Genomic DNA, 24,462 nt, shown 5'->3' with positions numbered 1-24,462 from the left:
GGGCCGGTTAAAGAGAGAGACCTACGAGGCGGAGAATTTCTGCAAACCTCGTAGGTATAGGAAACGGCGCATCGCCCTCCCCGCCTCTAACACGGTTCTTCTGATGCCGCCGTCACGCAGCAGGTTCGATTTTCGAGAAACGGGCCGTTGACGCATCTGCGGCGTAATAGCACTCGAATTCATCGAGGCGGGCCGTGAGTTCGTTGATGCTCTCGATAATGAAGTGCGCTTGTTCATCGCTCATCAGGTAGCTGAAATTCAGTCGCACCCAACCGGGTTTCTCCAATTCCTTGCCTTGGAGAATTGCGGACAAAAGGGTGTCGGACGCGTCTGCGTCGATCTCGAGCAGGGTATGGGCATAGGGCCCTGCGCAAGCGCATCCACCGCGCACTTGGATACCGTAGATGTCACTGAGCATCCTTGTGAACAATTGGTGATGGCATCGCGTGCCGTCCTTGCGTTTGACCAAAAACGAAAAAATAGGCAAACGATGCGGGCGATCTACACCCAAGAGTGTCAACTGAGGATTATCTTTGAGACCTGCGAAGGCCATCGCATTGAGCTCGGCTTCGCGTTTGGAAATAAAGTCCTGCGTGACCATGTCTTTCACAACAAAGGCGAGTGCGGCACGAATGTCACCGATCACATTGGGGGTTCCGGCCTCTTCGCGAGATGACAGATTTCCGCTGTATTGATGGGTCCACGGGGACACGAAGGACACCGTGCCGCCGCCGGGCCATGTGGGAGCTGTCACGGTGATTGCGTCGTCTCTAACGATCAAAAGACCCGACGCACCTGGCCCACCGGGAAATTTATGGGGGGAGGCCACAACAGCGTCTTTCTGACAATCGTCCGCAGGGGACATATCAATCGGAAGATAAGGCGCACCCCCCGCGTAATCCCACACGGACAGCGCCCCATGCGATTTGAGAAGGCGCGTCACGGGGTCCGGATCGGTGATGACGCCGGTCACATTGGACGCGGCGGAAAAGCTTCCGATTTTGAGGTCTGCGTCCTTGTGGGCCTCAAGCGCCCTTTGCAGCATTTCGAGATCAGGCCCTCCGCCTGCGGATTCCGGAATCTCGACAACCGTCGCTTTGCTTTCCCGCCAAGGGAGGATGTTGGAGTGATGCTCGTAGGGTCCGATAAACACGACGGGGTTTTCGGCATTATTGACGCCAAACAGTGTCACAAGCCGATTGATCCCTGCCGTTGCACCGGAGCCGCAAAAGATGACCGAGCATCCATCCTGTGCATTGGTGAGACGGGCGATTTCCGCGCGACCTGCTGCGCGCAATCGGGTGATATACTGACCGCAAAAAGACGCTTCGGTGTGACTGTTGGCATAATAGGGGAGCACATGATTGCGGATATAATCCTCGACCTGCGTCAGAGCGCGGCCAGAGGCCACGAAATCCGCGTAAGTGAGCGCGACGTCGCCAAACAGGCCCGGCAATTTGGTCCCCTCACCAATGAGCCCCGCCTGCAGGGAAGCAACGATATCATCCTCATCAAGAGACTGCTTGAACACATCGAGAGACATTTGAAGTCCGTTTCTTAGGCCAGGGTTGAACGAAATATGCGCTGCATCAGTCGCGGAGGACGGCCATGCTTTGGCTGTCCCACCCGATCCAAACCGGATCAGCCCCGAGAGATTGTCCTGTTTCGGTATCCACGAATGCGCGTAGCTTGAGACCCTGTGCTTGTTCGAGAAGGACTTCGACGGACATACGGCTGCCGTGGAATGTCTTGTCGATCACTTTGCCTTTCACGGCATTGATGTCAGGCTTTTCGTCAAAAAAGTTCAACTTCTCCAGCCTGATAGATGCAGTGATCTCAGAACCGACTTGCGGTAGCGCGCCATGTGCACTGCCTTTCAAGGTCTGCCCGAACCAATCCATCACCACATCGTCGCCTTCCGTACCAACCAATGTGCCGTTCAAGAAATTGGTGTCGCCAATGAACTCCGCCACAAATTGGGTGGCCGGACGGAAATACAGATCCTCCGGCGTGCCCACCTGCTCGACTTTGCCTTTGTTCATCACCACGATCCGGTCCGACATGGTCAGAGCTTCGTCCTGATCGTGGGTCACGAAGAAGAAGGTTTTGTTGGTGCGCCGCTGAATGGCCTTGAGTTCCTGTTGGACCTGACCACGCAGCTTTGCATCCAGCGCGCCAAGCGGCTCGTCCAGAAGCAACAAGGCAGGATCCGGAGCCAACGCCCGCGCAAGAGCAACCCTTTGCCGTTGCCCCCCCGACAATTGCGCGGGGTAGCGATCGCCATAGCTGTCCAGTTCCAAAAAGGACATGATCTCGTCCTGGCGAGCACGAATGTCCTTTTTGGGCAACCCTTTCAGTTCAAGACCGAAGGCGATGTTCTGGCTGACAGTCATATGCGGGAACAAGGCGTAATCCTGGAAGACCATGTTCACATGACGTTTTTCCGGAGGAAGATTGGTGACATCCTCGTCATTCAAGAGCACACGCCCCCGTGTCGGGCGCTCAAATCCACCGAGGATACGTAAGGTGGTGGACTTGCCGCATCCGGATGGCCCGAGAAAGGTCACAAATTCACCGCGTGCAATATCCAGGCTCAGATCGTCCAGAGCGATCGTGTCGCCGAAAGCTTTCGTGACGTTTTCGATACGCACAAGTGGGTTGGTATCAATCATGGTTTAATCCTTGTTCAGGCGGCGGGTGAACCGTTCTGCCCAGATGCCGATGGCACCCGTGAGGAGAAGGGCAACGGTCGCGATAGCGTTGATCTCGGGAGACATGCCTGATTTCAGCTTCGCAAAGATCAGGACGGGGAGTGTTGGTTCATAGCCACCGAGGAAGAATGAGCGGACAAAGTCGTCAAAGCTCAGAAGCAGGCAGAAAATGCTCGCCCCCAAAATGGCTGGCACCAGATACGGCAGGGTAATCCGCAAAAACGTGATGAATGGGTCTGCGCCCAGATCACGCGCGGCTTCCAATTGGGTTTTGGGCAAGGTCGAAAGGCGCGCCATCACAACCAGCACAACAAACGGCACGTTGTGGACCGCGTGGGACCAAACGATCGCCCCCATGCCGGGCTCAATTCCCAACCAGCGCGCATAGATGCGAAAGGCGATAGCAGAGATGATTCCGGGGATAAGCGCGGGCAGGATTGTCAGCGCATAAATTGTATTCCGCCCGACAAATTTCCGCCCCTCCAAAAGAATTGCGATCCATGTTCCGACGACGATGGAGATGATCGTGGACAAAACCGCAATGGAGGTAGAGTAGCCGAATGCCGACAGAACCTCGGTGTCAGCGAAAACACCTGTGTACCATTCCAGCGTCCAGGAACGGATCGGAAAGCCGATGAACTTGCTGTCCTTGAACCCCATCACCACCATCAGCATCAAAGGCACGAACACATACAAAACGAAGGCCCAATAGATACAGGACAACAGAATGCGATTTCCCCGGTTCATTTCGTGTCTCCTTTGCGGAGGGCGTTCATGAATTTCTGGAATGTGCCCGTCAGGATAAGCGCTGCGGCAAACATGATGGTCGCGAAGGCTGCACCTGTCGGCCATTCATCACCTGCGACGTGGAAAAAGCCTGCAATGGTTTCGGCAAAGACAGTGGTCGACGGCCCGCCCAACAACACGGGGGTCGCGTAGAACCCGGTCGAGATCAGGAAGACCAAGGTGCAACCGGACGAAATGCCCTCCAGCGTGAGCGGCAGGGTCACACGCCGGAAGCGGGTCCAAGCAGACGCCCCGAGGTCCGCTGCGGCCTCATTGAAACTCTTGGGAAGTTTTTCCAGCGCGGAATAGAGCGGCAGGAGCATGTAGAGCGCAGTCAGGTAGACAATGCCGACCCCCATGGAAAAGCTCGTGTACATGAAAGGGATGGGGCGATCGATGAAGCCGAGCCATTTCAGCAACTGGTTCACAGCGCCGGTATTGCCGAGCAGGATCATGATCGCGTAGGTGCGCACGATTTCGCCCACCCAAAACGGGATCAACAGGAGCAGCAAGAACAACATCTGGTTCCGCCGCGACACGTGGCGTGCCAGAAAATATGCCACGGGATAGGTGATGATCAGCGTGCAAAAGGTGAAAACAGCCGAAAAGACCAATGTACGGAAGAATGGCTGCCAGAAAATTTGGTCCCCGAAGAACCTGGTGTAATTCTCCAGAGTGAAATGTTGTTCCACGCCCGGCGCGACCGGATAGGCGTCCGTCAGGCTCACCCGCAGCATCTGCAACATGGGGCCAAGGTTTTGGAACAGCACCCAGACCAGCGGAAAGATTGCAAGAACTACAAATTGACGGCGAGGGCTCGCGGTCACTGCCCCCATCATGAGGTGATAGGGTCCCCAATTGGACAAACGGCCCCAAAAGGTAAGGTCAGTCTTTTCCTTACGTTTTTGGCCTGTGTGTGTGCGTTGTGCGAGGTCGTCGCTCATTTGTGCGTTTCCCATGGGATTATTGGTGTTCTGCCCAACGTCGCGGCCGGGCAGAACAATTCTGTGCGATGGCCAGCTTAGGCAGCTTTGATGGCTTCTACCGCAGGGTCAACAAACCCGTATTTCATCTCGTTTGCTTCCGCGCGGAAGAATTTGAGAGTGGACATTTCTTCATCAGTGAAAGACGTCGACTTTTTCTCGAGATCCGTCAGGTAATTCGACGCATCTTTGTAGGTCGAGATAAAGCCGGAGGCCTTTGTCATCGCCGCGCCAATCTCAGGGGAGGCGAGGATTGCGTTCAGGAACGTGTAGGCGTTGTCCGCATTCGGCGCATTGTTGGCGATGTTGTAGGTGTAGACAAAGCCGTAGGAGCCTTCTTGCGGGATGGTCATGGCGAGCGGGAAACCGTCATTGATCAGAGCTGCGGCAGGTCCGTTCCAGCTATGTCCAAGTGCAATGTCCTGGTTGACGAACATCTGCTGAACTTCCGCACCGCCGTCATAGTATTTGCGGACGAGAGGCTTCTTATCGATCAGATATTGCTTGGCCTCTTCGACGATCGCTTCGGCTTTCGCCGGATCGTCGAGATAGGCGACCATATTGCCATCGTAGCCCATTTTGAGCATGATGATCGACATCATATCCTGAAGGATATAGGCCGTCTGGCCTTTGTATTTCTCCGAGAACAGCACATCCCAGCTTTTGACCTCTTCTGGGCTCACGAGCTCGGTGTTGTAGGCGAGAACTTCCATGCCGGACAGGATCGGAGCGCCCCATTTGTGGCCGTTGATCGTGGACCAGTCGCTTTCGGAGAAGGTCGGGTTGATCTTGCCCCAGTTGGACAGACGGTCGGTGTCCAGCGGAGCCAAAAGGTCGTTGTCAATGAACTGAAGGAAACGGTGTCCCGCAACCGTCATAATATCCACGGTCGGGTTCGGCGCTTCAGCGGCCAGAAGGTTGAACTGTTTGCCCTGGTCATCCACCAGACGGACATTCACCTTGATGCCGGTCTCTGCCTCGAATTGTTTCTTGAACGCTTCTGGCACGAAATCGTTGTAGGTCCAGATGTTCACTTCGCCGCCAGCAGCATGCGCACTGCGCAGGTAAGCGGGGCTGGCAAGAGCCGCGGTGCCAGCGGCAGCTGTGCCGAGGAAGCGGCGACGGCTAAAGGTCAGTTTGGTCATGGGTTACGTCTCCTTGTCGGTTTACTTTTGTCCGTATCTTTATTGGATCAGGCGGTGACGGAGGCCTGAGGCAAAAGACCGGTACGGGCGGCCTCTTGCAGGTCGTTGAGTGTGTGCTGTGAGAGGTTCAGATCGTCTAAGAACGCATTCTCCTGCGTGAAATCGCGATCATACATGGCCGAAAATATTTCAATTCCGGCTTCGTGCAAAACGGCTGGCTTTCCAACCATGCGGCCCAAAACGGCTGTCACCGCGAGGCCATAGGGCACATCTTCGGTCACATACCTGCTGTCTGCGGTGTTCGGGCCCAATCCGCCGTATCCGTGGCGGTGCATTTCCTGATTCATCTCGCTGATCGGCCCCACCGGCACGTGGAAGCTTTTGTGGAAATGTTCGAAAATGGTTTTGACATTGAGGCCAAGCGCCTTCGCAATCTCAAGGCGTTCCAGATCAAGTTTCTCCATCAAACGACCGACCTTTGGCGTGACGTTCAAACCCTGACTCCAGTCCTCACCACGCTCCATCCGCGTAATGTTACACAGAGCAATGCCAAGATGGTTTTGCGGATTGAGGTTGGACAAGGTGATCGCCAAAAGCCCGTCACGTGGGGTGAAACGATCGCCAAATAGATTTTGGCAGAGCTCCAGTGCCGCCTGACTGTCTGTTTCAGGCACCGTGCAGAGATCCACCTGACCGCGCACCGTATTCACCCGCACGGAACTGTCGGTGCGTCGACCGGAGACAATGGTCGTCCCCCAAGCGGTCACAGGCGCCGCAACGCCGCGTTCCGCGAGACGCTTGGTCAGATACAACGCCCCAAAGGAGGCGTGGGATGAAATGAGAATATGCTGCCCGTCGCGGATGTAGGGCGCGAGGCTGTCCATGACGGCTTTGTGCCCAGTCGCAGGCAGCGCGAGGAGCAAAGCGTCACTCTTCTGAACGAGTTCCTCTGCGGACCCAGCGATTTCAGGCGCAAACTCCGCCTCAAAAACTCCGTGAACGCTTAAGCTCTCTGTCTCAAAAATACGGGTGCTCTCTCCGGAGGGCGACCACAGGATCGGCACATGCTGATTGCGATGCAAAAGCGCCGCTGTTCCAAGACCGATGGCTCCGGCCCCGACGATACCTATGCGTTTTGCCTGCGTCATGCCGACACCTTTTGTGGCGCTGGTTCTTGGCGAACAGGATCGCCCAGAACATGCATCAGACGGTTGGCCCAGCCGAACAGAGCGGAGGACAGGATCAAGTCAAAAATTTCCGCGTCATCCAGCCCTACCTGACGCAAGGCTTCAATGTCCTGCTGATCTGAGGCTGGCGGAGCTTCTGCCGATTTGCGCGCGAAATCGAAAATCGCGCGATTGCGCGGAGACAACTTGGCATTTGCGCCATTGGCGAAAAGCTCATCCGTCACGCTTTCGTCTTTCGCCAGTTTGGCGTGCCTGTCCGCATGGACCGCCGCGCAATAGATGCAGCGGTTGACCATGGAGGCCCCCAATGCGCCAAGCTCACGTTCCTCGCGGGACATCCCGCCTTTGTCATACATGATTGCGTTGAAGAGCGGCGAACGGACCGACAGGCTTTCGACATCATGAGCCAATGTCAGGACATAGGCGGAAACCTTCGTGTTCGAGGGCGTCACCTTCAGGGCGTCAAGCTGTGCAGGTGTGGCCTCGGCCAGATCCACGGGTTTAACACGTGGCTGCCAGTCAGGAACGCGGCGGGTGAATTTGTGGACAATGCGGGTCATGCGGTTTCTCCTTGCATCAGTCGAAGGCCGGAGACGACGCGAATTTGATAGGCCATGAAGGCCACCAGTTCGCAAAGCCGGACGATGTCTGGATCACTGATCCCCGCGCTTTGCAGTGCGGCAATATGATCGGCGGAAATGTCCTTCGGAGCATTTGCCACGAGATCGACAATGCTCAGAACCGTTGTGAGGCCCTGCTCTTCACCTGAGACCTCGGGGCGTGCCAAGGCGGCATAGTCACCCGCGGCCACTTCATAATGCACCGCGAGCTTTTCGTCATTGGACCGGCGCGCAATCCGCGCTGCCAACGCGGCACGCAGATCATGTGGAAAGGCGCCATAGTCGCTCGGGCGCAAGACGGCGTCTTCTGCGTCCTGGGTCATCTCGAGGATGTTGCTGCGCGCAGAAATAACCCGCGCCAAATCGGAGGTCATATCCAGGCCTGATGCGGTGAGTGTGGTGATCTGTGAAAAGCTCATTTGCCTGCACCCTCCGTTTCAAAAGACGGCACCGGGAGGTCTGTTGCTTCCCATTCGTCTCCCAAAAGTTCCGGCGAGTCATAGTCTTGCATCGCCTGCCAATGGGCATCGACGTCTTCGATATAGAGGGAGGCAGCGATCGCTTTGGAAAGCCACGCCGCCCCTTCACTGATCCCCGGGATATCGCCGCTGACTTTGCCGAGACTTGCAGAGGAGCCGTAGTTAAAACAGTAGACATTGTTCAGCCATGGCGCTGTGCCCGGCACTTTCTCGCGGAACGTGAAGTCGCTGTTGAGATAGGGAAAACGACCAAGGTCGGCGTTCTTCTCGTCTTCGGGCGGGGTGTAGACGTCCTGCCACAAGAGGATTTCGCCTGCCGTGTCGCCGAATTCCTTGCGGGCCATGGGGTCAATGACAAATCCGGTCCCGAGGATTACAAAATCCGTGTCATAATGTGTCCCGTCCGCGAAGTGAATGCGAGCGCCTTCATCCAGTTTCTCGATCCGCGTGGTGGCTTTTCCGAAATGGAAATAGGCATTGGGGTGGCGGCTCACACGCAGGGTAGACCCGCGCGGCGAGGGAGTTTGGGTCGCGAAGCTGTATTGCATAAAGCGCCAGCGCCACTCATCCGGCAACGCGGCATATCCGGCGGTGAAGCCAAAGCTGCCGATCCCCATCATCTTATTGATCGTCGGCATTTTTTCGCGACGGATGAGATGACGAACTTCGGCAGCACCATGCTCCAGAGCCTCCGCAGCATTATCTACCGCAGACGCGCCAACCCCGATCACGGCAACGCGTTTGTCTTTCAAAGCGCTGAAGTCAATTGCGTCAGCACTGTGAGCCCAGAGATCACGCGGCAAATCTTTGACAAAGCCAGGAATATTGGGACCGCCCGTTCCGTCCCGTCCGGTGGCGAAAACCAGTTTGCGTGTCAAAACCTGCCCGTTTTGCGCCCCTGACAGGGTGAGACGAAGCAGGTCTCCCTCGGGTTCGACACGGTCGACGTTGACATTATTCTCGATCGGGATGTCCAAAACAGACCGATACCAGCGGAGATACTCAACCCACATTGTGCGTGGAATTTTATCGAGCTCTTCCCATGCTTCGAAGCCGAATTGAGCACGGTACCAGGCCTGAAATGTCAGCGCGCCATGGCCGAAGGCAGGTCCGGTCAGGGTCTTGGGGGAACGCAATGTTTCCATGCGCGCGTACTCAAGCCACGGACCTTCGAACCCGGCCTCGGAGCGATCAAAAAAACGGATATTATCGATGCCGCCGGTGGTGAGAGCCAACCAGGCCACCATGCCGCACATCCCGCCGCCGATGATGATAACGTCTGCAACTCCCTCTTTCGGGCACACCCATTGTTTTCCTGGATAGCACAACAGGGAGAGATCATTTTTGACGCGTGTCTCGAGAGTTTCCAAACCCTGTTGATCGATTGCGGACATTTTCATTACGACGTTTTCCCAAAGAGGCGCCGAACGACCTCTCGGTCGTTGGCAGTATGAATGAGGCGGACTGCATTCCATTTTTTGGAATATTCATCCGACGAAACACTTATCAATCGCCAAGCAGCCCATTATGCTTTAAATGCATGGTATGAGAGCGACGATGCTTAGATGTAATGATGGGATTTTAAATATGTCAATAATGAATAATGGACGGCCCGACATTCGCTCAATGGAGGCATTCGCTGCGGTTGTTGAATGCGGCTCTATGACAGCCGCTGCACAAAAATTGTCCGTTGGCCAACCCTCAGTCACTCGCATGATCCGCGACCTGGAGGACCGGGTTGGGTTCAACTTGTTCAACCGCAATGGTCCTAAAATCTCCCTCTCTGAAAAAGGCATTAAATTTTACGAAGAATCCCAACGCGTTATGGCTAGTCTGTCGCATCTGACCGAACGCGCACACGCCATTCGGGATGAGAAGATGCCGGCGATTGATTTGGTCGCCACACCCACGATGTCTGCGGGGCTGGTTGGGCCGGTTCTGTCGCGGGTGTCTGACATCCTGCCGGATTTCATTTATGTGGAAACGACAACCTCTGCCCGCGTGATGCATGCATTGCGTCATCGCACAGCAGACGTAGGGTTTTCGGCCTACTCTAAAGATTTGGACCAGTTGAAATGTCTGGCTAAATTCGAGTGTAGCGTGGTGGCTGTGGTTCAGAAGGGAAGTAAATTTGACACAGACACGCCCATCCCTTTGACCGCCTTTGAAACAGAAAGAACCGCAACAATTTGCGGCGGATATCAGATCCGGGACGAAATCAATAAAACTTTTGAAGCCCATCACATCGAGATCAAATCCGAGATTTCAACCAACTCGTCTTTGAGTGCTGCGATGGCTGCAAAAGCGGGATTGGGCATTGCCCTTTGTGATCCGGTCACTGCGATTGGCGTGCCCTTGGAGGGTGTATCTGTCCGCCCTCTCTCGGTGCCTATCAACTATGATTGGGGGATGTTTGCCCGCGAAGATACGATTCTGGACGGACAATATCTGCGTTTGATCGAGGCCTGCCAACAAGAGGGTGATCAAATTGTGAGCAAAGTTCAAAAAATCTACGGAAAAGCATAGCGTGGGGCTCTGACATAGGTCCTCCGAAAGGCCCCGCGAACACTCAACGCCAAACAGCCCCTGATCCATGACCATAAGGATCACTGTCTGGACGGGGATTATGACTGGGACGAGCTGAAGGCGATTTCCCGCTATCACTGAGGTTTACAATGTTCGACATTCTTTCTGATCGCACCTATCGCCATCTGTTTCTGGCCCAAGTCGTCGCGTTGTTGGGGACAGGGCTTGCCACGGTTGCCTTGGGGCTTCTCGCCTATGACCTCGCGGGTGAAAGTGCCGCGATGGTGCTCGGCACGATCTTCACGATTAAGATGGTCGCCTATGTCAGCATCGCCCCGATTGCCGGGGCTCTTGCCGACCGCGTGAACCGCCGCGCCCTTCTCGTGACACTCGATCTGATCCGTGGAGCAGCAGCGCTCTGCCTGCCATTCGTCTCCGAGATTTGGCAAGTTTATGTCCTCATCTTTCTCCTGCAATCGGCATCTGCCGCCTTCACCCCGACATTTCAGGCGACGATCCCCGACGTTCTGCCAGAGGAGGCGCGCTACACCCGCGCGCTTTCCCTCTCACGTCTGGCCTATGATCTGGAGAATATCATCAGCCCGACCCTCGCAGCGCTCCTGTTGGCTGTGATGAGCTACAACAGCCTGTTTCTCGGCACCGTGGCGGGTTTTGCCGCATCCGCTCTGCTGGTGGTGTCTGTGCTCTTGCCAAGCCCGCAGGCGTCGCAGCCACGTGGTTTCTATGACCGAACCACACGCGGCATCCGCATTTATCTCGCAACCCCGCGCCTTCGCGGACTGCTTGGGCTCAACCTCGCGGTGTCGAGCGCCGGGGCGATGGTATTGGTGAACTCAGTGGTGCTGGTCCGCGGTGAGTTGGGTCTGAGCGCGAGCGCTCTGGCCTGGACCATGTTTGCCTTTGGAACGGGCAGCATGATCGCCGCTCTGCTATTGCCCCGCATATTGGACCGAGTTGCAGACAGGCCTGTGATGCTCGTCGGAGCATGGACCATGGTTGCCGCACTCCTCGGCGTTGCGACGCTGATCCTGACCATCGGACTGAGTTGGCCTCTTCTGCTCGTGGTCTGGTTGATCATTGGTCTGGGCTATTCCACTGTCCAAACGCCCTCGGGACGCCTGCTACGCCGCTCGGCCCACGCCGAAGACAGGCCCGCGGTTTTCGCGGCACAATTCGCTCTGTCGCACGCCTGCTGGCTCGTGTCCTACCCCTTGTCCGGATGGCTTATGACTGCGTTTGGAACACTTCCTGCGCTGATGGTTTTAGCCGCGCTTTCCATCGTGGGAATCCTGGCGGCACTCAGGCTCTGGCCCAGCCATCATCCGGAAATCGTGGAGCATAGCCACGACAACCTGCCGATCGACCACCCACATCTGCAAGGGCACCGTCAACACTCCCATGCGCTTGTGATTGATGACGCTCACCCCCGCTGGGGCTCGCAGTTCTGAACCCGATTGGTTTGCGCTTCCGCGGTCGCAAATGACCAACCGCGGCGCATCGGCTATATTCGCAATATGCAGGGAAGTTCAGCGTCTCAGTTCCCGACACGGCTTCAACACCGACGTATGGGGCGGGTGATATCAAAGCCTACCATTTAAGGAAATTTGCGCCCCAAAAGAGGGGGAGTGGCGGACAGGAAGGGATTCGAACCCTCGAGACGGTTCCCCGCCTACACACTTTCCAGGCGTGCGCCTTCGACCACTCGGCCACCTGTCCGAGGCCGTCTATAATTGAGGTTCGGAGGCGGATGCAACCCCAGTTTCAAGAAAAATGAATGTTTTTTAAAAAGACCGAATTTGCGCTAACGCTGCCCATGAAAAGGGGGCGCTCTCAGTCGAGGTGGATGGACACACGACGGTTGTCGCGGCCTTTCTTTTCGACCTTGCCGAGGCGAATCCGGCCAATCTCTGCGGTGCGGGCCACGTGGGTGCCGCCGCAGGGCTGAAGATCGACCTGAGAGCGACCATGGCCGATCCGCACGAGGCGCACACGCCCCTGCCCGCGTGGCGGGCTCACCGACATGGTTTTCACAATCGCGGGATTGGCCTCGAGCTCAGCCTCGGAAATCCAGTCATCGGTCACGACCAGATCTCGTTCGATCAGATCGTTGAGAGCAGCCTCGAGAGCGGCCTTGTCCTCGATCGGCTCAAACATCTGGAAATCGAGTCGGCCTTTGTTGGCGGAGATCGATCCACCCGTCACCGGCAGTGGAATCACGACAGAGAGAAGATGCAGTGCGGTGTGGATGCGCATGTGACCGTGGCGACGCATCCAGTCGAGCGACTGCCGCACATCTGTGCCTACAGGCGGGAGCGGAGCTGGCTCGGAGGGAATGAGAATGATGTCATCCCCCTCGCCTTTGATCGTTGTGGCCACGGACAAACGACCTCTTCCCCAGCTCACCGAGCCGCCATCTCCGGGCTGTCCGCCGCCTTGAGGATAGAAAATCGTCCGGTCGAGGATCAGCCCCCCTTCGGGCGTGTGACCCGTCACCTGCCCGGTTGCGTTCTGCAAGTAGGCGTCTTCACGAAAGAGCGCCTCGGTCATTCGGAGTCTCCCTCACCGGCGCCGTCGAGGTCACTCGGCTCAACCATCTCGACCTCCGCCTCGGAGGCCGTCACCTCCGCAGCACGGGAGCGCGGAGTGAGGGCCTCTGGATTACGGAGCCAAATGTCGCGCTGTGCAAACGGAATCTCGATCCCTTCCTCGCCAAAGCGTTTCGCGATGGCGTGGTTGATGTCGTTCTTCACCATCACAATCGCCGTCACATCCTTGAGGATCGCACGGATTTCGAATTCGAGGGCATCCGCCCCGAAATTGAGGAAGAGAACCTGCGGTGCAGGGTTCATGGAGACCATGGGCTGTGCTTCGGCAATCTCGCGTAGGATCGCCTCGACCTTGCGCGTATCGGTGCCGTAGGCGACGCCGACCGGAATGATTACGCGACCGATCAGATTGCCGCGTGTGTAGTTTGTCACTTGATTGGAAATCAGGTCCGCGTTCGGCACGATCAGGTCGGTCTTATCAAAGGTCTCCACACGGGTGGAGCGCACGGAGATATTGCGGACAAACCCCATGTTGCCGTTGCCCACGTCGATCCAGTCCCCCTCCGAGATCGGCCGCTCGATCAACAGGATGATACCGGACACAAAGTTCTGCACGATGTTCTGGAGGCCGAAACCGATCCCCACAGAAAGTGCACCGGCGACAATGGCAAGCGCAGAGAGATCAATGCCAGCAGCCACAATCGCGATGATGGCGGAGAGAAACACCCCGACATAGCCCGCGCCGGACACCATGGCGTTCTGCCCGCCCTTATCGAGTTTGGTGCGCGGCAGAATCGTTGTCTTGAGCGCCGTCTTCATCAGGCGCGTTACCGCAAGACCGAGAACGAAGACGATGATCAGCGTGATGAAACTCGCCGGAGAGATGGTAACGCCGCCGAGCGACACACCCGCCTCAATCCGCACCCAGAGCTCGAACAATTGCTCAACCCGCATACCCCAGATGAGGGCGAAGAACGGCAAAGACAGGAGCACGATGACAAAGGACACAAGGACCGGCACAAGCGCGTCCTTGGCCCCTTCTTCTCTGCGCATCACGAGCGCGTAGAGGTCATAGCCCAGCCGCGACAGGATCGCGACAAAGCCCAATAGCCCGATGGAGCGCAGCAGCGGGAAAACGATGCCGACAGAGGCCGACATATACCCCGCTGCGCCGAGCAGAAGTGCCACAACGGAGGCAAACAGAACGACCCGCGCAATTGTGCGCAGGATGATCTGACCGAAGGTCTGCTCTGCTGTGGGTTCGGAAGCAGCCTCCTCAGAGGCGTCGTGCCGCACAGGCGTCAGAATGCGCGCAAGGCGGAAGAGCGCAAAGGCTGCAATCGCAACAAGCGGGAAATTCAGAACAGCGCGCGTGCCGGCATCATAGCCGTCGATGTCCGCAATAGACGCAATGACGCCATGGAGCACCGACATGATGCCCGCGAGCGTCCCCATCGTCGTCGCCTCAACGCGCCGCGTCGCGCCCAGATCAATGATCGGATCGCCTGCGCCCGTGGCGTAGAAAATCCGCCCTGCAATCCAGCGCCAAAACAGGAACGCGAGACCGATTTGCGGAACAGCGGTCGAGAGCACGACACCCCGCGGCCCCAACAGTCCAGAAGCATTGGCCGCAACGGTGATCGCGAAGAGACCAATGAAAGGCACGAGAATCTGGCTAAACGAAATAACAAAGCTCGCAACGCCCTTGCCGGATTCTCCCGAAACGCGCTGCTTCATCCACTCCGTGAAACGGACCGTCCAACGCGGCCCCCGTGCCACGAGGACGAGAGCCACCAAGAGGAACGTGACGATGAGCGCCGCGTTTGTCCGCAACCCTATCTGCCCGGTCTCGGATGTCGCGTTATCGACGACCGTTTGCCAGGCGGCGACGCCACTCGCGGTGACGGCCTTGAACGCGGTCGGCCAGAGAGTCGGGTTGAGCGGGCTTGGCCCCAATTCGAGAAGTGCATCGGTCTGACGCGAGAGCAGAATGTCGTCAATCTCGCTGATCAGGCCATTTGCGCGGGAAAAGGCCTCTTGTGCGGATCTGACCGGTGCCTGCGCCTCATCGAGTTGCGCGTTTAACTCTGCACGTCGCTTGGAGATGTCGTCGCTCTCGGTCTCCCCCTCCGCAGGGGGATCGCCGAGTGCATCAATTTGCGAATGTAGCGTCTCGATGCGCGCCGCATTGATGTTTTGCGCATCGAGAAACTGACTTCGCCATTGAGTAAGTGTGTCACGCAGGTCTTCAAGCGTGGTGTTCGTCGCCTCGGTGTTGGCGATCACATCCTCGGCAGCAGATGCGCTGCTTTCCCACGCTTTGTAGTCCGGCACAGCCGTATCCTGTGCCATCGCCGCAAGCGGCAGGCACAAAGTCAGGATGAAAAGAAGCCGAACGAAAAAGCGTGTGATCATACACCTTCATATACGTCAGGAACGGGTCTCGGTCCACGATCCAACCACGCCGGCACAGGAAGATTTTTTTCCTTGAGGAACTCGGGGTTGAAAAGTTTGGACTGGTAGCGCGTGCCATAATCACAGAGCACGGTCACGATGGTATGGCCCGGACCCATCTCGCGCGCCATATGCATGGCACCAGCGACGTTGATACCGGAGGAGCCGCCGAGGCAGAGCCCTTCTTTTTCCAACAGATCGAACACAATCGGCAGCGCCTCTTCGTCCGGGATCTGGTAGGCGAAATCCGGTGTGAACCCTTCGAGGTTCGCCGTGATGCGGCCCTGACCGATGCCCTCGGTGATGGAGCCGCCTTCGGATTTGAGCTCACCGGTTTTGTAATAGCTGTAGAGCGCCGCGCCCATCGGGTCGGCCAGGCCGATCTTCACACCTTTCGGCTGAAGCGCCATGCCAACGCCCGCAAACGTGCCGCCGGAGCCGACCGCACAGATGAAACCATCCACTTTGCCGCCCGTTTGCTCCCAAATCTCCGGCCCCGTGCCTTCGATATGCGCCTGACGGTTCGCGACGTTGTCGAACTGGTTCGCCCAGATCACGCCGTTCGGATCGGTGAGTGCAAGCTCTTTGGCGAGGCGCTCGGAATAGCGCACGTAGTTGTTCGGGTTCTTATACGGAGCCGCAGGCACCTGAACCAGTTCCGCGCCCGCAAGACGGATCATGTCTTTCTTTTCCTGAGACTGGGTCTCCGGAATGACGATCACGGTGCGGAACCCCAAAGCGGACCCCACGAGCGCGAGACCGATGCCGGTGTTGCCCGCAGTTCCTTCGACAATGGTGCCGCCCGGTTTTAGCGTGCCTTTGGCCAAAGCGTCCTGAATGATGAACAGCGCTGCGCGGTCTTTCACGGACTGCCCCGGGTTCATGAACTCGGCCTTACCGTAAATCTCACAGCCGGTCGCCTCTGACGGTCCTTTCAGACGGATGAGGGGCGTGTTGCCGATGCTGTCGATCATATCTTTCTTGAGCGGCGAAGGCGCGGGCATTTCGTGTAATCCTTTTATCTCGCGGTATTGGAATGTTTAGGACGCATATTCTTTGAACTCAAGACGGGGCCACGCAGTCAGGGACGCAGTTCCCCGAAAGAGATCAGACGAAGAACAAACATCCCGCTCAAGCACTCTGACGCCGACGCAATCGCAGCCAGATGCCGTCTTTGGACCTGACGGTGAGGTGTGCAACAGGCGTCGGGACGCGATCAGGCACGATTTCAACCTCATACGCCCGTATCAGAAGCGCCAAAAACAGCGGCCCTTCCACCATCGCGAATCCGGCCCCTGTGCAGACGCGCGGTCCCGAGGAGAACGGGATATAGGCCTCACGCAGACAGGTTTTGCCGTTCTCTGTCTGGAAGCGGTCCGGATCAAACGCATCGGGATTGTCCCAAAACCGTTCATGGCGCCCGAGATGCCACGGCGAGAGCACGATTTGTGAGCCTTGGGGCACGTCGCGTTCTCTGAACCGCACCGGACACGCCGCCTCCCGCACCATCATCGGCACAGGCGGATAGAGGCGGAGCGTTTCGCGGAACACGTCTTTGGTGAACCGGAGCTTCGCGAGATCGGAGAATTCCGGCACGTCGGGCAATTGCGCGGCCTCTACGGCGACGCGGTCCCGCACCTCCGGATTCGCCGCAAGGAGCCAAAGCGCCCAACCGAGCGCCGTCGCCGAGGTCTCATGCCCCGCGAGGAAGAAGATCGCCACCTGATCGACCATCTCACCAGTCGCGAAGGTCTCGCCTGTCACCGGATCGGCGGTTGTCATGATTTTCGTCGCCAGATCATCCGGCGCCGTCCCTGCCGCAATCTCCGCCTGCCGTTTTGCGGTCAGCACAGTGATCAACTGCCGGATCGCGCGTGCCCCCTCCCGCGTCCGACGGCGGTGGACCCGTGGCACCCATTTCGGCAGCGGGATAAACGCCGCGATGTTGAGGATGGGCTGGGCGCGTTGATAGGCTTGAAACTCGGAAAACACCCGCGCCGCTGTCTCGTGGGTGATCGGGATAGAGAACAGCGTCCGGAAAATCACATCCGCCGCGCCTTTGGAGGCAAAGGGTTCTATGTCGAACGGCCCCTCTTGATCCGCCAACTCGGCGACCATCGCCTCACCCGCCGCAAGCATGGCAGGGAACGTGTCCTTCAACCGCCCACCTTCAAACGCCGGATCAATGATCCGCCGCTGACGAAGCCACGTGTCGCCGTTGGTGAGAAAGACGCTTTCCCCCAAAAGCGGACGCAGCCCTTCCGCGATCCGGTCGGATTTCGGGAATTCCATCGGCTCGTCATTGAGCACCCGTTTCACCAACGACGGCTGGTTGACCAGAAAGCTCCGAAAAAACGGCGTCCGGTATTCCGCCATCCACGCGCGATAGAGTTTCGCGGGCTGGGCAGAGAGAATGTCTTGGCGGAACAGCTTGAGATACTGGCGAAAACTCACCTTCTCGGCCCGCGCTTTTGGCTTCGGAGGGATCATCGCACCTCCTCCGGCGCCATGTCCGTATAGCGGTTGGCCAGTGTGTCGATGCGGCTGGGGCTTGGCAGACAGCCTGCGAACCGGTCCCGCAACGTCACCGGCCCTGCCGTGATCTGGAAATAGTCGTAGAGCTGCGGATCATCGAAGGCGCAGAGGTATTGGAAGTGGCGGCGGAAGAAACGGTATTTCATCTCCGCCTGTTTTTCTGCGGACAATGTCTCCCGAAATGCCGCCGAAATCACCAAGGGCCAGCGCTGCGCCTCTGTTGCCACGCCCGAAACCTTCACCGGATCACAAAGCGCAAAGGAACACGGGTCTCCGGGGGCCGTGACGTCCAGCCAGAACAACTCCTCTCGCTCTGACAGATACGCCAGATCACGGCGCAGGCGCTTCGCCTCCGGCAGAAACGCCACCATCGGCACCACCTGCCCGAGCGATAGGAAAGACAGCGCAGGTTTTGCGCCCGACGTCGCCCCGTCTCGGATCAGATCGGCGAGCACGGACACCGCCAGATGCGCGCCGGAACTGTGGCCGACGACGAGAACTTCATCCCAGTCCTCATGCAACGCGGCGGCAATCTCTGCGCGAAACTGATCCAGACGCGCGATCAGGTCCGGCGGCTCTGCACCGCGCCAACGGGCAGAGAACCCATAGTCATGCATCAGATAATAGGCGAAAATCTTGCCGTCGATGGCTTTGAACCACCGCAGCAGCCCGACGAGGACAGCGCCCCCGACACCCCAATACAGCAGCGGATGCAGCAAACCTGCCCCCCACCCCGTGACATGCGCGACAAGAAGCGCCAAGAGCAACTGGCTGAGCAACACACCAATCGGATAGAGCGCCGCAATCACAGGCCCGCGCCGGAGCTTCATCAGCCGAAACAACGCCCCCGTCGAAATATAGGTCCACGCCGTCCGCGCGAGGATGGCATAGGTGCGCAGAATACGTGCCTCCATACTCTCGCGGACGATGTCGGACCAGACGAGCACCTCAAAGCGCGTCTGAACCTGCGCGCCGTCCATGTCGGCCTCGACAGACCAGCCGAAATTTTCACCCTGCGCGGGCGAGAGGGACAGAGAATAACCGGAAATGTCGGACTGAGCCGCGCCTTCCTTGCGATAGAGCTCGCGATAGCGGCGCGGCGGAATGGGATCATAGCCCGGGATGTAGAACACCCGACGCCGTGTCACCTGTTGCACCCTGTCGCTCATACTGCGGAAACCTTTAATCTTTCCGGCAGACTAGCGTGAGGATGCGGCAAGTTTAAGGACTTAATTAGCCGAGCGCGCTCAGCGCCGGAAAGGTCTCCAGCAGCCAGTAGGAGAACCGCGAAAACGCGCCGGTGAGCATCATGAGACCGACGAACAGGAGCAATCCGCCCATGACCTTTTCGATCAGAGCCATGTGGCGTTTGAGCCTGTTCATCAGGCCCACAGCGCGGGTGATGAAGATCGCTGAGAGAAGGAACGGCAGGCCAAGCCCGATGGCATAGACCGCGAGGAGCGTCGTGCCGCGCGACACGGATCCCTCAGACGCCGCCATCGACAGGATCGCGCCAAGCTGCGGCCCGATGCAGGGTGTCCACCCGAAGGCAAAGGCCAACCCGAGGATGTAGGCGCCGAAAGCCGAGCCGCCTTTATCCCCCGCATCCAACCGCGCCTCACGATCAAGGATCGGAATGCGGAACACGGACAGGAAATGCAGGCCGAGGATGATGATCACCACGCCGGAAATCTTCGCGAAAAGCGCTTGGTTCTTCAGGAAAAACATCCCGAAGGCCGAGGCCGTAAAGCCCATGAACAGGAACACGGTAGACAGTCCGAGCACGAACATCAGCGCAGGGGCAATCGCCTTGCGCGACGCGCGTCCGCCGCCCGTCAGTTCGCCCATGGAAATCCCCGACATGTAGGCCAGATAGGGTGGCACGATGGGGAGAACGCAGGGCGACAAAAAGGACACGATGCCCGCCGCGAGCGCGACAAACATGGAGGGCAACAAAGCTGCGTCAAAGAGGTCGATTCCGAACATGACAGTCTCATGCCACAGCAGGGGCGCTCTGCCTAGCTATGCCTGTGTCGCAGCCCCTCACATTCGCGTTGGATAGGGAAACAAACGAAAACGGCCGGAGCGCATGTCCCCGGCCGTTCTGTAATCTTTAGGCGTTGGCCTTAGCGGCTCCACCAACCGCGACGCTTCGGTTTGTCGTCGGCGGGTTCTGCCTCTGCCACCTCTGCCGTCGCAACCTCGGCGACCGGCTCTGCGGCGATCATTGTTTCCTGAACCACTTCCGGAGCGGGCTCTGCAGGTGCTTCCGCGACAGGCTCAACCGCCGGAGTTTCCTCCGGTGCGGGCGCTGGCGCTGCTTCCGCAGCTACCTCTTCAGCAGGCGCTTCAGGCGCGGCTTCTGGTGCTTCTTCAGATGCGGCCTCGGCAACGACTTCGGGCGCAGGCGCTTCGGCGGCCGGAGCGGGCTCCTCCGCCGGTTGCTCCGCAGGCTGTTCTGCAGCTTCAGCCGCAGCCTTCTCCGCCTCGGCAGCCGCCTTGGCCGCTTTGTCAGCTTCGATCTCGGCCTTGGTGCGACGCTTGCGCTTCGGCTTCGGAGCTTCCTCACCCTCTGCGGCAGGAGCATCCTCGGTCTTCTTGCGACGGGTGCGCGTGCGCTTCGGCTTTTCTTCTGTGGCCTCAGGCGCAGCTTCTGCCTCAGACGTTTCAGTCGCAGCCTCGTCAGTCGCCTCAGCGGGTGCCTCGGCTTTCTTGCGGCGCGAGCGGGTGCGCTTCGGCTTCTCGGCGGGTGCTTCTTCAGCGGCAGGCGCCTCTTCGGATTTCGGAGTCTCGTCGCCCTCAGCGGCCTGAGCCTCACCCTCGGACGGTTCGTCCTCGGACCCGTTCTCCTCAGAGTCAGAGCCGTTTTCAGAGCCGTCTTGACCCTCGGTCTGGTCGCTCTTCTTGCGACGACGACGACGACGACGGCGTTTCTTCGGCTTCTGGTCTTCGTCGGTCGCCTCGGGAGTTTCCTCCTCTGCAACCGCCTCTTCGACCTGATCCTCTTCGTCCTCTTCGTAGTCCGCCATGAGATCGGCAGATGCGGAGACAACAGGCGCGGTCACTTCAGGCACAACGCGGGTCGCGGTCTTGAAGCGTTCAATGGAGTAATCCGGCGAAATGAGCATCGGATCGGCTTCGATCCGGATCGCCATGCCATAGCGCGCCTCGATCATCGCGATCTTTTCGCGCTTCATATTCATGAGGTAGTTCACGACGGCCACTGGCGCCTTGAGCAGAACCTCGCGGGAGCGTTTGCGGGTGCCCTCTTCTTCCAACTGACGCAGGATGGAGAGCGCCATGTTGTCGTCAGAGCGGATCAGGCCCGTGCCATGACAATGCGGGCACGGCTGTGTCGTGGCCTCGAGCATCCCCGGGCGGAGACGCTGACGCGACATTTCCAACAGACCAAAACCGGAGATGCGGCCTACCTGAATGCGGGCGCGGTCGGTTTTGAGTTTGTCTTTCAGACGCTTCTCGACCGCCGTGTTGTTGCGGCGCTCTTCCATGTCGATGAAGTCGATCACGATCAGACCGGCCAAGTCGCGCAGACGCGCTTGGCGAGCGACCTCTTCTGCGGCCTCAAGGTTGGTCTTGAGCGCGGTTTCCTCGATCGAGCCTTCTTTCGTCGCACGGCCGGAGTTCACGTCAACCGCCACGAGTGCCTCGGTCACGTCGATCACGATGTAACCGCCGGACTTGAGCTGAACGGTCGGGTTGAACATGGAGGAGAGGTAGCTCTCCACCTGATAGCGCGCGAAGAGCGGCAGTTGGTCGTGGTAGTGTTTCACGTTCTTGGCGTGGGACGGCATGATCATGCGCATGAAGTCCTTGGCCTCGCGGTAGCCAACCTCGCCCTCAACGAACACTTCGTCGATGTCTTTGTTGTAAAGATCGCGGATCGACCGTTTGATCAGGTCGCCCTCTTCGTAAATCTTGGCGGGCGCGGACGATTTCAGCGTCAGCTCGCGGATCTGTTCCCACATCCGCTTGAGGTAATCGTAGTCGCGCTTGATCTCGGTTTTGGTCCGCTGGGCACCGGCGGTGCGCACGATCAGGCCTGCGCCCTGCGGCACGTCCAATTCACCTGCGATCTCTTTGAGTTTCTTGCGGTCGGCAGCGTTGGTGATCTTGCGGGAGATGCCACCACCACGGGCGGTGTTCGGCATCAGCACGCAGTAACGGCCAGCGAGCGAGAGGTAGGTCGTCAGAGCAGCGCCTTTGTTGCCGCGCTCTTCTTTCACGACCTGAACGAGCATCACCTGACGGACTTTGATGACTTCCTGGATTTTGTATTTGCGCGGACGCGGTTTGCGTTTCGGGCGAATTTCTTCCTCGGTGTCGTCATCTGCAACGCTCTCGATGTCGTCGTCGGAATCATCGTCGTCGCTGTCATCGTCGGAGGCGTCATCGTCAGAGGAGTCGTCATCTTCAGACGTGTCGTCTTCGGAAGTTTCTTCTGCGGAGGTGTCCTCCTCAGAGGCCTCTTCTTCCGCATCAGAAGATTCGGCAGCAGCTTCGGCAGCAGGCGCTTCTTCTGTCGTCTCTTCAGGCTTTGCAGCGGTTTCTTCAACCGGTGCATCCTCGGCAACAGGTGCTGCTTCTTCAACAGCTTCCGGTTCGTCGGTCGGCTCTTCGACCGGCGTTTCGTGCACGGTGAATGCGGGGGATGTGCCCTCTTCGACCGCCGCATCCGCGATCATCGCATCTGCTTCGGTGCCTTCGGGTTCAATCACGTCCATACCCGAAACTGCGGGGGATTGTGCCTCTGCAGAGCCCTCGTTGGTTTCTTCGGAAACCTCCTTGGTTTCTACGGCATCATCCGCCTTGACGCTCTCGGCCTTGGATTTGGAGCGCGAACGACGGCGGCGGGAGCGTTTCGGGCGCTCCTCTTCCTCTTCCTGTGCTTTAGCATAGGCCATTTCCTCTGCCAGCAGGGCCTCACGGTCCGCGACGGGGATTTGGTAGTAATCCGGGTGAATCTCGGAAAACGCGAGGAAGCCGTGACGGTTTCCGCCGTAATCGACGAACGCAGCCTGAAGCGACGGTTCGACGCGTGTTACTTTTGCGAGATAGATGTTGCCAGCAAGCTGGCGTTTGTTTTCAGATTCAAAATCGAATTCCTCGACCTTGTTTCCGTCCACCACCACGACGCGGGTCTCCTCCGCGTGGGTGGCATCGATGAGCATTTTCTTTGCCATTGGGGTCTTTCAGCACACGACTTCGACCCGCCTCCGTAAAAGGAGCGGGTTGAATTCGGGTGATTTATTGTGGCGATGGTCGCGGGCAGGCCAGCGGCGGCGCGAACGCCCGCTATCGTCTCTGGTCTTGCCTCTGCGCGTTGCATCGCGGTTCTTCTCCGACGCGTGAGGCGGACATGCCAACCTTTGCGCCCATTCATATTCCCGAGAGGCCGAAACGGCGTCGGGTCGGTTCGTGCCGCAGGTTTTGTCGTGCCACGCGGCGGTATCGGTCTGCGGTGGCGGGTGGGCATCGACCGGGTTTTCCCAACGGTCGGCTCCGAGCCGCGCCTGCAGCGAATCTGTCATGCAGGGTTTCCGGTTCTGACAAGTTCATCTCCCGCAATAGGAAGAGAGGCACCAGAACACGGACCTATGCCTCTATATCAGTAGTCATGCATATGCGTTTAGACAACACGCAAATGCATCGAAATATCATTTTCGGGTGTATCGGCCGCATTTAGCCGGTGAATTTTGTCAATTCCCGAAGGCGCAGGTTTGAAATGAAAGGCGCTAACGCATGAGCGGCACAAAAGTTCTGTGCAGGAGAACAGAGGGCGAGGGCTATCTCGCACAGTGCATAATGGCACAGAAGTTTTATATATGAGCCAACAAACAGCATAATCGCGCAAAACATTTCACCGCGCGCCAACTCGAAAGGATATGCTATGACCCGTGTTGCTCTGCTGGTCGGTTCGCTCCGCACAGACTCCCTGAACCTGAAACTTGCGAAAAACCTCACCAAGCTCGCCCCCCCCGACCTCGAATTCGATTTCGTTCAAATTGGCGACTTGCCCCTTTTCAACGAAGACCTCGACACTGACACGCCGCCCGAAGCCTGGGCACGGTTTCGCAGTGACGTTGCCGCAGCCGATGCTGTTCTCTTCGTGACGCCGGAATACAACCGCTCTGTCCCCGCTGCCATCAAGAACGCGCTCGACGTCGGCTCCCGCCCCTATGGTCACAGCGTCTGGGACGGCAAACCAGCCGGTATTGTCACGGGCAGCCCCTCTGGCCTTGGCGGTTTTGGTGCGAACCACCACCTGCGCCAGCCACTCGTGTTCCTGAACATGCCGACCATGCAACAGCCGGAAGCCTATATCGGCAACCTCGGCCAGATGTTTGATGAAAATGAGAATATCGTCACCGAGGGCACGGAAGACTTCCTCAAATCCTGGATGGAGGCATATGCCGCTTGGGTCAAATCCCACATCTAAGGAGCTATGGAC

The 24,462-nt window shown here is 58.1% G+C and carries 19 protein-coding genes and 1 tRNA gene; 3 read left to right on the top strand and 17 right to left on the bottom strand.

Annotated elements, in window-relative coordinates; genetic code table 11:
* Positions 1-112: 112 nt before the first annotated feature.
* The 9 genes from LA304_RS14850 to LA304_RS14810 form a co-directional block, all read right to left on the bottom strand.
* Positions 113-1,543 carry an aminotransferase class V-fold PLP-dependent enzyme gene (locus LA304_RS14850; protein WP_224503947.1) on the bottom strand — a complete coding sequence of 477 codons (1,431 nt, stop codon included), beginning with the start codon at positions 1,541-1,543 and terminating at the stop codon, positions 113-115.
* Positions 1,544-1,589: 46 nt separating this feature from the next.
* Positions 1,590-2,672 carry an ABC transporter ATP-binding protein gene (locus LA304_RS14845; protein WP_224503946.1) on the bottom strand — a complete coding sequence of 361 codons (1,083 nt, stop codon included), beginning with the start codon at positions 2,670-2,672 and terminating at the stop codon, positions 1,590-1,592.
* Positions 2,673-2,675: 3 nt separating this feature from the next.
* The gene (locus LA304_RS14840) at positions 2,676-3,458 is read right to left on the bottom strand and encodes an ABC transporter permease (protein WP_224503945.1); all 783 of its coding nucleotides are present in this window, start codon (positions 3,456-3,458) and stop codon (positions 2,676-2,678) included.
* On the bottom strand, positions 3,455-4,441 hold the full coding sequence (locus LA304_RS14835; protein WP_224503944.1) for an ABC transporter permease: 987 nt from the start codon (positions 4,439-4,441) through the stop codon (positions 3,455-3,457). The genes LA304_RS14840 and LA304_RS14835 overlap by 4 nt, the downstream gene beginning before the upstream one ends.
* A gap of 77 nt (positions 4,442-4,518) precedes the next feature.
* Positions 4,519-5,625, bottom strand: coding sequence for an ABC transporter substrate-binding protein (locus tag LA304_RS14830; protein ID WP_224503943.1), 1,107 nt, complete (start codon positions 5,623-5,625; stop codon positions 4,519-4,521).
* Between the two features lie 47 nt (positions 5,626-5,672).
* Complete coding sequence (locus tag LA304_RS14825; RefSeq protein WP_224503942.1) at positions 5,673-6,773, bottom strand: NAD/NADP octopine/nopaline dehydrogenase family protein; 1,101 nt, start codon at positions 6,771-6,773, stop codon at positions 5,673-5,675.
* Entirely contained in the window at positions 6,770-7,372 is a 603-nt protein-coding gene (locus LA304_RS14820; RefSeq protein WP_224503941.1) for a peroxidase-related enzyme, read from the bottom strand. The genes LA304_RS14825 and LA304_RS14820 overlap by 4 nt, the downstream gene beginning before the upstream one ends.
* Positions 7,369-7,851 carry a hypothetical protein gene (locus tag LA304_RS14815; RefSeq protein ID WP_224503940.1) on the bottom strand — a complete coding sequence of 161 codons (483 nt, stop codon included), beginning with the start codon at positions 7,849-7,851 and terminating at the stop codon, positions 7,369-7,371. Before LA304_RS14815 ends, LA304_RS14820 begins: the two co-directional genes overlap by 4 nt.
* On the bottom strand, positions 7,848-9,311 hold the full coding sequence (locus LA304_RS14810; protein ID WP_224503939.1) for an NAD(P)-binding domain-containing protein: 1,464 nt from the start codon (positions 9,309-9,311) through the stop codon (positions 7,848-7,850). Before LA304_RS14810 ends, LA304_RS14815 begins: the two co-directional genes overlap by 4 nt.
* 145 nt (positions 9,312-9,456) lie before the next feature.
* On the opposite strand from LA304_RS14810, the gene LA304_RS14805 reads away from it, so the two are divergent.
* Complete coding sequence (locus tag LA304_RS14805; RefSeq protein ID WP_224503938.1) at positions 9,457-10,437, top strand: LysR family transcriptional regulator; 981 nt, start codon at positions 9,457-9,459, stop codon at positions 10,435-10,437.
* 149 nt (positions 10,438-10,586) lie between these two features.
* A complete protein-coding gene (locus LA304_RS14800; protein ID WP_224503937.1) occupies positions 10,587-11,906 on the top strand; it encodes an MFS transporter in 1,320 nt (439 codons plus the stop codon).
* 178 nt (positions 11,907-12,084) lie between these two features.
* Here the strand turns inward: LA304_RS14800 and LA304_RS14795 are convergent.
* The 8 genes from LA304_RS14795 to LA304_RS14760 all read right to left on the bottom strand — a co-directional run bounded on the left by LA304_RS14795 (position 12,085) and on the right by LA304_RS14760 (position 23,194).
* A tRNA-Ser gene (locus LA304_RS14795) sits at positions 12,085-12,174 on the bottom strand.
* Between the two features lie 114 nt (positions 12,175-12,288).
* The gene (locus LA304_RS14790; RefSeq protein ID WP_224503936.1) at positions 12,289-13,005 is read right to left on the bottom strand and encodes an alanyl-tRNA editing protein; all 717 of its coding nucleotides are present in this window, start codon (positions 13,003-13,005) and stop codon (positions 12,289-12,291) included.
* On the bottom strand, positions 13,002-15,419 hold the full coding sequence (locus LA304_RS14785) for a DUF3772 domain-containing protein (RefSeq protein WP_224503935.1): 2,418 nt from the start codon (positions 15,417-15,419) through the stop codon (positions 13,002-13,004). Before LA304_RS14785 ends, LA304_RS14790 begins: the two co-directional genes overlap by 4 nt.
* Positions 15,416-16,462 carry a cysteine synthase A gene (locus LA304_RS14780; protein ID WP_224503934.1) on the bottom strand — a complete coding sequence of 349 codons (1,047 nt, stop codon included), beginning with the start codon at positions 16,460-16,462 and terminating at the stop codon, positions 15,416-15,418. The genes LA304_RS14785 and LA304_RS14780 overlap by 4 nt, the downstream gene beginning before the upstream one ends.
* A gap of 127 nt (positions 16,463-16,589) precedes the next feature.
* A complete protein-coding gene (locus LA304_RS14775) occupies positions 16,590-17,948 on the bottom strand; it encodes a cytochrome P450 (protein WP_224503933.1) in 1,359 nt (452 codons plus the stop codon).
* Positions 17,945-19,162 (bottom strand): hypothetical protein, encoded by a 1,218-nt coding sequence (locus tag LA304_RS14770; protein ID WP_224503932.1) that lies wholly within the window; start codon positions 19,160-19,162, stop codon positions 17,945-17,947. The genes LA304_RS14775 and LA304_RS14770 overlap by 4 nt, the downstream gene beginning before the upstream one ends.
* 64 nt (positions 19,163-19,226) lie before the next feature.
* Positions 19,227-19,979, bottom strand: coding sequence for a cytochrome c biogenesis CcdA family protein (locus LA304_RS14765; protein ID WP_224503931.1), 753 nt, complete (start codon positions 19,977-19,979; stop codon positions 19,227-19,229).
* A gap of 140 nt (positions 19,980-20,119) precedes the next feature.
* The gene (locus LA304_RS14760; RefSeq protein ID WP_224503930.1) at positions 20,120-23,194 is read right to left on the bottom strand and encodes an Rne/Rng family ribonuclease; all 3,075 of its coding nucleotides are present in this window, start codon (positions 23,192-23,194) and stop codon (positions 20,120-20,122) included.
* Positions 23,195-23,901: 707 nt separating this feature from the next.
* Between LA304_RS14760 and LA304_RS14755 the strand changes: the two genes are divergently transcribed.
* Positions 23,902-24,450: an NADPH-dependent FMN reductase gene (locus LA304_RS14755; protein WP_224503929.1), complete on the top strand. Its 549-nt coding sequence runs from the start codon at positions 23,902-23,904 to the stop codon at positions 24,448-24,450.
* Positions 24,451-24,462 lie beyond the last annotated feature (12 nt).

Source organism: Celeribacter litoreus (assembly GCF_020165855.1).
Classification (GTDB): domain Bacteria; phylum Pseudomonadota; class Alphaproteobacteria; order Rhodobacterales; family Rhodobacteraceae; genus Celeribacter; species Celeribacter litoreus.
The sequence above is the reverse complement of the archived record's forward strand: the minus strand, read 5'-3'. Positions and strand labels throughout refer to the sequence as shown.

What these genes read in the sequence shown, in the direction of transcription:
- LA304_RS14840 (WP_224503945.1), bottom strand. Translation starts at nt 3,458, where the DNA reads ATGAACCGGGGAAATCGCATTCTGTTGTCCTGTATCTATTGGGCCTTC.
- LA304_RS14810 (WP_224503939.1), bottom strand. Translation starts at nt 9,311, where the DNA reads ATGAAAATGTCCGCAATCGATCAACAGGGTTTGGAAACTCTCGAGACA.
- LA304_RS14755 (WP_224503929.1), top strand. Translation starts at nt 23,902, where the DNA reads ATGACCCGTGTTGCTCTGCTGGTCGGTTCGCTCCGCACAGACTCCCTG.
- LA304_RS14830 (WP_224503943.1), bottom strand. Translation starts at nt 5,625, where the DNA reads ATGACCAAACTGACCTTTAGCCGTCGCCGCTTCCTCGGCACAGCTGCC.
- LA304_RS14835 (WP_224503944.1), bottom strand. Translation starts at nt 4,441, where the DNA reads ATGAGCGACGACCTCGCACAACGCACACACACAGGCCAAAAACGTAAG.
- LA304_RS14815 (WP_224503940.1), bottom strand. Translation starts at nt 7,851, where the DNA reads ATGAGCTTTTCACAGATCACCACACTCACCGCATCAGGCCTGGATATG.
- LA304_RS14780 (WP_224503934.1), bottom strand. Translation starts at nt 16,462, where the DNA reads ATGCCCGCGCCTTCGCCGCTCAAGAAAGATATGATCGACAGCATCGGC.
- LA304_RS14760 (WP_224503930.1), bottom strand. Translation starts at nt 23,194, where the DNA reads ATGGCAAAGAAAATGCTCATCGATGCCACCCACGCGGAGGAGACCCGC.
- LA304_RS14765 (WP_224503931.1), bottom strand. Translation starts at nt 19,979, where the DNA reads ATGTTCGGAATCGACCTCTTTGACGCAGCTTTGTTGCCCTCCATGTTT.
- LA304_RS14775 (WP_224503933.1), bottom strand. Translation starts at nt 17,948, where the DNA reads ATGATCCCTCCGAAGCCAAAAGCGCGGGCCGAGAAGGTGAGTTTTCGC.
- LA304_RS14820 (WP_224503941.1), bottom strand. Translation starts at nt 7,372, where the DNA reads ATGACCCGCATTGTCCACAAATTCACCCGCCGCGTTCCTGACTGGCAG.
- LA304_RS14790 (WP_224503936.1), bottom strand. Translation starts at nt 13,005, where the DNA reads ATGACCGAGGCGCTCTTTCGTGAAGACGCCTACTTGCAGAACGCAACC.
- LA304_RS14825 (WP_224503942.1), bottom strand. Translation starts at nt 6,773, where the DNA reads ATGACGCAGGCAAAACGCATAGGTATCGTCGGGGCCGGAGCCATCGGT.
- LA304_RS14800 (WP_224503937.1), top strand. Translation starts at nt 10,587, where the DNA reads ATGTTCGACATTCTTTCTGATCGCACCTATCGCCATCTGTTTCTGGCC.
- LA304_RS14850 (WP_224503947.1), bottom strand. Translation starts at nt 1,543, where the DNA reads ATGTCTCTCGATGTGTTCAAGCAGTCTCTTGATGAGGATGATATCGTT.
- LA304_RS14770 (WP_224503932.1), bottom strand. Translation starts at nt 19,162, where the DNA reads ATGAGCGACAGGGTGCAACAGGTGACACGGCGTCGGGTGTTCTACATC.
- LA304_RS14785 (WP_224503935.1), bottom strand. Translation starts at nt 15,419, where the DNA reads ATGATCACACGCTTTTTCGTTCGGCTTCTTTTCATCCTGACTTTGTGC.
- LA304_RS14845 (WP_224503946.1), bottom strand. Translation starts at nt 2,672, where the DNA reads ATGATTGATACCAACCCACTTGTGCGTATCGAAAACGTCACGAAAGCT.
- LA304_RS14805 (WP_224503938.1), top strand. Translation starts at nt 9,457, where the DNA reads ATGAGAGCGACGATGCTTAGATGTAATGATGGGATTTTAAATATGTCA.